The organism is Mycobacterium sp. TH-M106, from assembly GCF_057473765.1.
The window spans coordinates 1-1,165 of the sequence record NZ_JBYCLE010000624.1 but is presented as its reverse complement, the minus strand read 5'-3'; the positions used below and the strand labels follow the sequence as shown (position 1 = coordinate 1,165).

The 1,165-nt window shown below is 68.6% G+C and carries 1 protein-coding gene and 1 other RNA gene; one reads left to right on the top strand and one right to left on the bottom strand.

The window, feature by feature from the left end; translation table 11 throughout:
- An RNA gene (gene rnpB / locus AC2VOP_RS21020) (RNase P RNA component class A) lies at nucleotides 1-375 on the top strand; the annotation flags it as partial.
- A 16-nt stretch (nucleotides 376-391) separates the two neighbouring features.
- Here the strand turns inward: rnpB and AC2VOP_RS21015 are convergent.
- On the bottom strand, nucleotides 392-1,165 hold a 774-nt coding region (locus AC2VOP_RS21015; RefSeq protein WP_486962762.1), incomplete at its 5' end, for a CHAD domain-containing protein.

Genomic DNA, 1,165 nt, shown 5'->3' with positions numbered 1-1,165 from the left:
CGGGTCGAGGAAAGTCCGGACTTCACAGAGCAGGGTGATTGCCAACAGCAATCCGAGGTGACTCGCGGGAAAGTGCCACAGAAAACAGACCGCCACCGAGCTGGCGCTAGCTGGCCCGGTGGTAAGGGTGAAACGGTGCGGTAAGAGCGCACCAGCATTCCGGGTGACCGGGATGGCTCGGCAAACCCCACCCGAAGCAAGGCCAAGAAGGCCGCACTGCGGTGCGGTCGCGCAGGCGTCCGAGGGTTGCTCGCCCGAGTCTGCGGGTAGGCCGCTTGAGGCACCCGGCGACGGTGTGTCCAGATGGATGGTCGCCGCTGCACCGCCAGGCATGGCGGTGTGGAACAGAATCCGGCTTACAGGCCAACTCGCCCGCCCTGCCGGGGCGGCTTCACCTGCGGGCCTTGCGCGCCGCCTTGTCGAGCTTGCGCAGTGCCGCGTCGAGCTGCTCACGACAACTGCGGGCCAGGTCCGCCTCCTGCTGGTAGAGCAGACCGTAGGTGAAGGTGTCTTCCCCGGCGGCGTGGGCGGCAGCGGCCTCCCGGGACAGGTGCTGGCGACTGACCACGCTGTCTTGATGGTCACCGAGCAGCGTCTGGATGAACTTGGCCTGCTCGGCCACCCTGGTCGCTCCGGTCGCCGCCGCGGTGTAACGCAGCCGCTTGGCGCTGATGCGCGTTTGGTGCAGAGCTTTGTCACGGTCTTCTTCGGCGGCTTGGGCCGCGGCCCTGGCTGCCTTCCGCACACGTTTGTAGGCGGCATCGAGGTCCACCGGCGCGGTTTCGGCATCGGACCCGGTCGGTGCCGAGCCGGTCACCACTGCGTCCAGCGCGTCGAGCAGCGCGAAGTATCGCGTCGACCGCAGCGCGATCAGGGACCGCTTCAGGCCGGTTCGATACCGCCGCCGCGCGCCACCGACCAGGCGTTCGGCGATCGGACCGCGTACCAGCTCGGGTGGCAGCCGGTCCAGGGCCAGCTGATAGCGCTGGGCAAGCACCTCGGCGTCTCGGGCGATACCCAGCACGCCGGCCAGCTCGCGGAGCTCGTCGAGGATCCAGGTCTTGCCGTTCAGCCCGAACGAGTTCGGGGAGACCCGCAGCAGGCTGCGGATCTTGCGGCTGGTCACCCGCATCTGGTGGACCGCGTCGTCAGCGTCGGCCCGAAC